This window comes from Micromonospora orduensis (assembly GCF_006228125.1).
GTDB classification, from domain to species: domain Bacteria; phylum Actinomycetota; class Actinomycetes; order Mycobacteriales; family Micromonosporaceae; genus Micromonospora; species Micromonospora orduensis.
This window is the reverse complement of record NZ_VDFY01000311.1, coordinates 1-7,812: the sequence shown is the minus strand read 5'-3', so window position 1 is coordinate 7,812 and position 7,812 is coordinate 1. Positions and strand designations below refer to the sequence as shown.

At 72.6% G+C, this 7,812-nt stretch carries 6 protein-coding genes; 1 reads left to right on the top strand and 5 read right to left on the bottom strand.

The genetic code is table 11. The features are described 5' to 3' along the window. Nucleotides 1–101: 101 nt before the first annotated feature. From FHG89_RS32185 to FHG89_RS32175, 3 genes are all read right to left on the bottom strand, one after another. Complete coding sequence (locus tag FHG89_RS32185) at nt 102–1,808, bottom strand: bifunctional metallophosphatase/5'-nucleotidase (protein ID WP_139588147.1); 1,707 nt, start codon at nt 1,806–1,808, stop codon at nt 102–104. A 223-nt stretch (nt 1,809–2,031) separates the two neighbouring features. Continuing rightward, nucleotides 2,032–2,700: a histone deacetylase gene (locus FHG89_RS32180; protein ID WP_244296070.1), complete on the bottom strand. Its 669-nt coding sequence runs from the start codon at nt 2,698–2,700 to the stop codon at nt 2,032–2,034. Nucleotides 2,701–2,711: 11 nt separating this feature from the next. Beyond that, nucleotides 2,712–3,491 carry a phosphodiesterase gene (locus tag FHG89_RS32175; RefSeq protein ID WP_139588146.1) on the bottom strand — a complete coding sequence of 260 codons (780 nt, stop codon included), beginning with the start codon at nt 3,489–3,491 and terminating at the stop codon, nt 2,712–2,714. A 181-nt stretch (nt 3,492–3,672) separates the two neighbouring features. On the opposite strand from FHG89_RS32175, the gene FHG89_RS32170 reads away from it, so the two are divergent. Continuing rightward, on the top strand, nt 3,673–5,094 hold the full coding sequence (locus FHG89_RS32170; RefSeq protein ID WP_139588145.1) for a GGDEF domain-containing protein: 1,422 nt from the start codon (nt 3,673–3,675) through the stop codon (nt 5,092–5,094). Nucleotides 5,095–5,108: 14 nt separating this feature from the next. On the opposite strand, the gene FHG89_RS32165 is transcribed toward FHG89_RS32170, so the two are convergent. Both FHG89_RS32165 and FHG89_RS32160 read right to left on the bottom strand, forming a co-directional pair. Beyond that, nucleotides 5,109–6,170: an aspartate-semialdehyde dehydrogenase gene (locus FHG89_RS32165; RefSeq protein WP_139588144.1), complete on the bottom strand. Its 1,062-nt coding sequence runs from the start codon at nt 6,168–6,170 to the stop codon at nt 5,109–5,111. 5 nt (nt 6,171–6,175) lie between these two features. Next, a complete protein-coding gene (locus tag FHG89_RS32160; protein WP_139588143.1) occupies nt 6,176–7,441 on the bottom strand; it encodes an aspartate kinase in 1,266 nt (421 codons plus the stop codon). Between the last annotated feature and the right edge of the window lie 371 nt (nt 7,442–7,812).

The window sequence follows — 7,812 nt, the reverse complement described above, 5'->3', positions numbered from 1 at the left end:
ATCCGCACCACCGCCGAGGTCCCCGCCGCCTGACGGACGACCCCGCAACGATCGGGCCCCGGAGCGGTTGCTCCGGGGCCCGATCGTTGCGGGGTCGTCCGTCAGGCGGCGGGGACCTCGGCGGTGGTGCGGATGCGGTCGAGCGTCGGGGCGGAGACCGGCGACTGCGCGGTCAGGTACGCCACGAACGCGTCCAGGTCGATCTGGCCGGTGACCTGGTTGGTTCCGGCGGTGAGGGCGCTGAAGCCGTCGCCGCCCCCGGCCAGGAAGTTGTTCACCGTCACCCGGTAGGTGGCGGCGGTGTCGACGGCGGTGCCGCCGATGGTGAGGCTGCCCCGGACCACGCGGGTGCCGGCGCACGGGTCGGCGACGGTGCCGGTGGTGCCGGCCGGGTCGACCACGTAGCCGACGGTCGACGACGGGTACAGCGTCCGGCCGGTGACGAACTGCTGTTCCAGTACGCAGTAGAGCTGCGCACCGGTCAGGTCGAGCGTCACCAGGTTGTTGGCGAACGGCTGTACCGTGAACGCCTCCTCGTAGGTGACCGGGCCGGCGTTCAGGTCGGCCCGGACCCCACCCGGGTTCATGAACGCGGCTACCGCGTTCTGCTCGTCGTCGGTGGCGGCGAGCTGCGCGTCGGCGATCAGGTTGCCCAGTGGCGACTCGCCCAGGGTCGTACCGAATAGGGTTTCCTGGGTCTTGGTGATCGCGGTGGTGGTCTCACCGACCTGGCGGTCGGCGACCGGGCCGAGCACCGTCTTGTACCTGTCGATCAGCGCGGTCTGCTTCGGGTCCTTGGCGACGTCCCGGGTGACGACCACGTTGTTCGCGGCGGCGGAGAGCACGTCACCGCTGCGCCGGTCGATCTTCAGGTCGATGTCGGTGACCAGGCGACCGAACGAGCTGGCGCTGGTGACCAGCTTGCCGTTGATGTCGCAGTTGTACGCCTGGTGGGTGTGGCCGCTGACCACCACGTCGATCGACGGGTCCATCCGGTTGGCGATGTCCACGATGGGGCCGGTCATGCCGACGCAGTCGTTGATGCCACCGGTCGCCGCCTGGGCGCCACCCTCGTGCAGCAGCACGACGATCGTCTCCACGCCCTTGTGGCGCAGCTCGCGGGCGTACCGGTTGGCGGTGTCCGCCTCGTCGGCGAAGGTGAGGCCGGCGACGCCCTGCTGGCTGACGATCTGCGGGGTGCCCTCCAGGGTCATCCCGATGAAGCCGACCTTGACGCCCTGGACCTTGTGGATGGCGTACGGCGCCATCAGCGGCTTGCCGGTGGCGGTCTTGAAGGCGTTGGCGGAGAGGTACTTGAAGCCGGCGCCCCGGTACGGGGTGCCGTCGGCGCAGCCGTCGACCGGGTGGCAGCCGCCGTTCTGGATGCGCAGCAGCTCGGCGGCGCCCTCGTCGAACTCGTGGTTGCCGACGCTGGCGTAGTCCAGCCCCGCCATGCTCAGCGCCTCGATGGTCGGCTCGTCGTGGAACGCGGCGGACAGCAGCGGGGACGCGCCGATCAGGTCACCGGCGGCGACGGTGATGGTGTTCTTCTTCTTGGCGGCGGCGCGCAGCTCGGCCAGGTGCGTCGCCAGGTATTCGACACCGCCCGCGGTCTGCCCGGCGATGGTGCCGCTGGAGCCGGTCGGCGGTTCGAGGTTGCCGTGGAAGTCGTTGAGCGCCAGCAGGGTGACGTCGACCGGCTTCGGCCGTGCGTCGGCCTGCTCGGGGGTGGTGGCGACCGCGCCGAGCGCGGCCACCGCGAGTGCGGTCAGGCCGACAGCGGCCCGACGCATCCCGGAACTGGACATGGAACTCCTCGTGAGAATCGGCGTGTGCGGTGGCCGGCCGGTGGGTCGACCGGGCCGCCGACCGACGCCGTGGGAAGGGTCGATCGCGGATGGCGACGTTGGGACCGTCGCCGTCCCGGCCAGCCTCTCATCCGGACGCCGACCCGTCGAGCCGGGCAGCATACAGAGCTGCGAATACGCACGATTGTCGAGCCAGGTCCAGAGAGGACCGGGCGCGCATCGCTCAGCCGGCGGCGAGCACCTCGACGACCAGGTCCGTGACGGCGTCGGGCGACCAGCCGTCGGCGATCCCGGGCCGACCTGCCAGGTAGTCGGCGATCCGCTCCGCTGGCCAGCCGTGCGACTCGCGCAGCCCACGGGCGATCATGCCGAGATAGATCGGTGCCGGTGGATGGAATCGCACGGCGGACGCCGGCACGGGAGCCGTGAAGGTGAGCATCGGGACACCGCCGTGGCTGCCCGGGCAGACCAGCGTCTCGTACCGACCGGGGCCCAGCGTGGCCCGCCCGTCGGCGACGGCCGCGTCGATCGCCGCGTCGGTGGCCGGGACGAGGTCTTCGGTGTCGGCCGCTGGGCGGTACATCTCCTGGGCCGCGATGTCGGTGAACTGCTCGACGGTGACCAGGTAGGCGCGGGCCGCGGCCACGCCCGGGAGCTGTGGGTCGTAGAACGCCATCCCGCCGGTCCAGGCGCGGGACTCGCCGGCGAAGTAGATCCCGCCCGGCAGGGACACCGGCACCGACCGGCTGGGCGGGCGGGGGTCCCGGCAGCCGGGGTACGTCCGCCGCCCGCCGGGCGGGCATCCGCCGCCGATGTACCAGGCCAGGCGGGCGGCGTGCATGTTCGAGCCGTACGCGACGTACCAGACCTGCCGTTCCTCGACCGCGATCACGTGCGCCGCCGTCAGAAGCCGCAGGTCTGGCCGGCGGAGTGGCTGACCTGCACGGTGTGCGTCACGCACCCGCCCGATTCGACCAGGTGCAGCAGGAAGGAGGTGGGCTCGGCGACCCAGCCGATCTGTTCGTCGGCGGCCATGGTGAGCGTGCTCTGTCTCCAGGTGCTGGGGGCCACGGTGAGCACCGTGCCGGCGTACCCCGTGGTGACCGGGCGGTGCAGGTGCCCGGCGGCGACCCGCACGACGTGCCGGTGCCGGCCGATCACCTCGGCGAGCGCGGCGCCGTCGGCGAGCCGGATGGCGTCGGCCGTCGGGATGCCGGCCGCGACCGGCGGGTGGTGCAGGCAGACCACGGCGGGCACCTCGGGCCGCCCGGCCAGGACGCCGTCGAGCCAGCCGAGCTGCTCCTCGCCGAGTTGGCCGGCGTCGCTGCCAGGGATCAGCGAGTCGAGGACCACGATTGTCGCCGCCTCGTGGTCGACGTGGTAGTAGGCGGAGAAGCCGCCGCCCAGCCAGGGCGTGCCGCCGAACGCGTCGAGCAGGGACTCCCGGTCGTCGTGGTTGCCGGCGACCAGGTACACCGGGAGGGGGAACCGGCCGATCAGCTCACGCAGCGCCGCATACTCGTCGGGTCGGCCGTGGTCGACCAGGTCGCCGGTGATGACCACGCAGTCCGGTCGGGGTCGCAGCGCCAGCACCCGGCCGAGCGCGCCGTGCAGCCCGGCGGCCGGGGCGGCGGCGAGCAGGCCGGTCGTCAGATGCGGGTCACTGAGCTGGGCGATGAGCATGGCCCGCCTCCTCGGTGCCGGGAGTTCCACGCTATCGCCGGACCGCGTCGCGCGGCGTCCCGAGCCCACAGGCTCCGTCCACAGCCTGTGGATAGCACATGTGTACGAAGCTCGGACGGTCCCCGCCGACGGAAGTACGCTTGATCGCGCCGACCCCTCCCCTACCTGGAACGACGTGCGAGTGGATCATCAGCAAGTTGTCCGCGACGTCACCGTCCGCCTGCCGATGGCGTCGACCACGCCAGAGGCCTGTCGGTGGACGGTCACCGCGCTGTCCCGGCACACCTCGGCGACGATCTCCGTGCTGATCGAGGTGCACGACCGGCTGCGGTGCATCGCGGCGACCGGGGCGTGGCAGGTGTTCGCCACCGTGCCGGCCCGGACCGGCATCGTCGGCCGGGTGTACGCCACCGGCGCCACGGCCGTCGTCCCCGACGTCACCGTCGACCCGGACTACCTCCCGGTACGCCCCGACGTGACCGCCGAGCTGTGCGTACCGGTCACCGACCCGACCGGCCGGACCATCGGCGTGCTCGACCTGCAGTGGACCGATCCGGTCGACCTGGCCCCGTGGCGGGAGATCGCGCAGCGGCTGGCCACCCGGCTCGGCGCGCGGATCACCGCCCTCGGCGGCCCGCCGGCGGAGAGCCGCAGCGAGAAGCTGCTCCGGCACGCCGCCGCGCTCTCCTCCGCGCCCACCGAGGGTGACGTGCTGGGCGTGGCCACCTGCGCCGCCCGGGAGGTCTCCACCCTCTCCACGGCGGTGCTGCTGATCGCCGACGCGGGCGAGGTCCGGATCGGGCCGGCGCCGCTGAACCCGAACGGGTTGGAGACCCGGATCCGGGCCGAACTGACCGAGGCGGAGCCCGCGGCGCTCGCCCGGATGATCGAGCGGGCGCACCGGTACGGCGCCGGCTACACCCTCGGCGAGGCGGGGCACCCGCCGACGGAGGACTACCAGCCGCTGACCCGGGCCGGGGTACGCACACTTGTCGCCGTCCCGGTCGGGCCACCCGATGCCGGCGGGGTGCTGCTGGTCGCCGACGAACGGTCCCTGCGCCCGGACCCGACAACGGTCAGCCTCATGGAGCTGCTGGCCGGGCAGGCCTGGACGACCCTGGACCGGCTGCGCACCCTCGCCCGCCTGCGGGAACAGGCCAGTTCGGACCCGTTGACCGGGCTGCGGCACACCGGCCCGTTCGGGCAGCGGATCGCGGCGGCCACCCCGGGGCGTACGGCTCTGCTGGCGATCGACGTGGACGGCTTCAAGACGGTGAACGACACGTACGGCCACCAGGCCGGCGACCAGGTGCTTGTCGGGTTGGCCCGGGCCCTGGAGGGTGCGCTGCGGCACGGCGACGAGCTGTACCGGATCGGCGGGGACGAGTTCGTCGCGGTGATCGAGGTGAGCCGCCCGGAGGAGGCGGTCCGGATCGCGGAGCGGCTGACCGAGGCGGCCCGCCGCGTCGGCCGCACCATCAGCGTGGGTGTCGCGCTGCCCCGTCCGGGCGAGTCACCCGATCGCACGCTCCACAGGGCCGACCAGGCCCTCTACGCGGTGAAGCGCCAGGGCCGGGACGGCGTGCAGCTGTCCGCCGCCTGACCCCCGACCTCGGGTCAGGAGGTCTTCAACTCCTTGGCCAGCAGCTCGGCGATCTGGGCGGTGTTGAGGGCCGCGCCCTTGCGCAGGTTGTCGCCGGTGACGAAGAAGTCCAGGGCGCGGGGGTCGTCCAGGGCGCGGCGGATCCGGCCGACCCAGGACGGGTCGGTGCCGACCGCGTCGATCGGCATCGGGAACTCGCCCGCGGCGGGGTCGTCGACGACGATCACCCCGGGGGCGTTGCGCAGCGCCTCACGGGCGCCCTCGGCGTCGACCTCGGTGGCGAAGACCGCGTGTACGGCCACCGAGTGGGCGGTCACCACGGGCACGCGTACGCAGGTGGTGGACACCTTGAGGTCGGGCAGGCCGAGGATCTTGCGGGACTCGTTGCGGATCTTCATTTCCTCGGACGACCAGCCGCCGTCGGCCGCTGAGCCGGCCCAGGGCACCACGTTGAGCGCGAGCGGCGCCGGGAACGGGCCCAGGTCGTCGCCGACGGCCTGCCGCACGTCGCCGGTACGCGAGCCGAGCAGACGGTCGCCGGCGACCTTGGCGAGCTGGTCGTGCAGGATCTCGACGCCGGCCTGCCCGGAGCCGGAGACCGCCTGGTAGGAGGCGAGCACCAGCTCCCGCAGGCCGTACTCGCGGTGCAGCGGCGCCACCGCGATGATCATGCCGAGGGTGGTGCAGTTGGCGTTCGCGATGATGCCCCGGGGTCGGTTGCGGACCTGCTCGGGGTTGATCTCCGGAACGACGAGCGGGACGTCCCGGTCCATCCGGAACGCGCCGGAGTTGTCCACCACGATCGCGCCCCGGCCGACCGCGATCGGCGCCCACTCGGCGGAGACCTCGTCCGGCACGTCGAACATCGCCACGTCGACGCCGTCGAACGCCTCCGGGGTCAGCGCCTGGACGACGAGTTCTTCGCCCCGGCAGCGGACCCGCCGCCCGACCGAGCGTTCGGAGGCGAGCAGACGGATCTCACCCCAGACGTTGCGGCGACCGGTGAGCAGCTCACACATCACGGTGCCGACGGCACCTGTCGCTCCGACCACGGCGAGGGTGGGCAGCGCCGTCATCGGCGCTACCTACCCGTCCCCGCGTAGACCACGGCTTCGGTGTCGCCGCCCAGCTCGAACGCGTCGTGGATGGCGCGTACGGCGGCGTCGAGGTCGGTGTCGCGGCAGACCACGGAGACCCGGATCTCGGAGGTGGAGATCATCTCGATGTTGACCCCGGCCGCGCCGAGCGCGGCGAAGAAGCCGGCGGCCACACCGGGGTGCGAGCGCATGCCGGCACCGATCAGCGAGACCTTGCCGACGTGGTCGTCGTAGAGCAGGCCCTTGAACTTGACCGGCTCCTGGATCTTGCTGAGCGCCGCCATCGCGGTCGGGCCGTCGGCCTTGGGCAGGGTGAACGAGATGTCCGTGCGGCCGGTGCCCTCGGTGGAGACGTTCTGCACGATCATGTCGATGTTGATCTCGGCGCCGGCGACGGTGTCGAAGATCCGCGCGGCGGCACCCGGCTCGTCGGGCACCCCGACGATCGTGATCTTGGCCTCGCTACGGTCGTGCGCGACCCCGGTGATCAATGCCTGCTCCACGGAAAGGTCCTCCATCGATCCGGTGACCATCGTGCCGGTGTTGGTCGAGTATGACGAACGGACGTGGATCGGCAACCCCGCCCGCCGGGCGTACTCCACGCTACGCAGGTGCAGCACCTTCGCGCCGCACGCGGCCAGCTCCAGCATCTCCTCGTAGGTGATCTGCTGGATGTGCCGGGCGTTGGGGACGATCCGCGGGTCGGCGGTGAAGATGCCGTCCACGTCGGTGTAGATCTCGCACACGTCGGCGTGCAGCGCGGCGGCGAGCGCCACCGCAGTGGTGTCCGAACCGCCGCGGCCCAGCGTGGTGACGTCCTTGGTGTCCTGCGAGACGCCCTGGAAGCCGGCCACGATGACCACCGAGCCCTCGTCGAGCGCACCCTTGAGCCGCCCCGGGGTGACGTCGATGATCCGCGCGCGGCCGTGCACCGACGTGGTGATCACGCCGGCCTGCGAGCCGGTGAACGAGCGGGCCTCGTACCCCAGGTTATGGATGGCCATGGCCAGCAGGGCCATGGAGATCCGCTCCCCGGCGGTGAGCAGCATGTCCAGTTCGCGGCCCGGCGGCAGCGGGCTGACCTGGTTGGCCAGGTCGAGCAGCTCGTCGGTGGTGTCACCCATCGCGGAGACCACCACCACCACGTCGTCGCCGGCCTTGCGGGCGGCGACGATGCGCTCGGCCACCCGCTTGATCCGCTCGGCGTTGGCGACGGAGGACCCGCCGTACTTCTGCACCACGAGTGCCACGACGGTGCACTCCCTCCCAGCGACCCTGAGCGTGCCGACGCCGCCGGAACCGGGGCCGGCGGCGCGTGTCAGACCCCTTGAGGGTATCCGGCGGGTAACGATGGCGGGTCAGGTGATCCCACCATCCGGCCCGGCCGGGACGGCGCGGCCCGGCTGGCCAGGGCGGCGGTACGCCGGAGCGGCCCGACCCGACACGCCGGAGCGGGCCCGGTACGTGCCGGTCCCCACCAGCCGCCGTCACCCGCCAGAATGAGCCGGTGCCCGTCCTTCTCCGCTCGGCCGGCCGCGTGCTCGGGCCGCTCGTGCTCGCCCTGCCGGCGTGCCTGGTCGCCTGCGCCGATGAGCAGCCCCCGCCCCCGCCGCCCACCGAC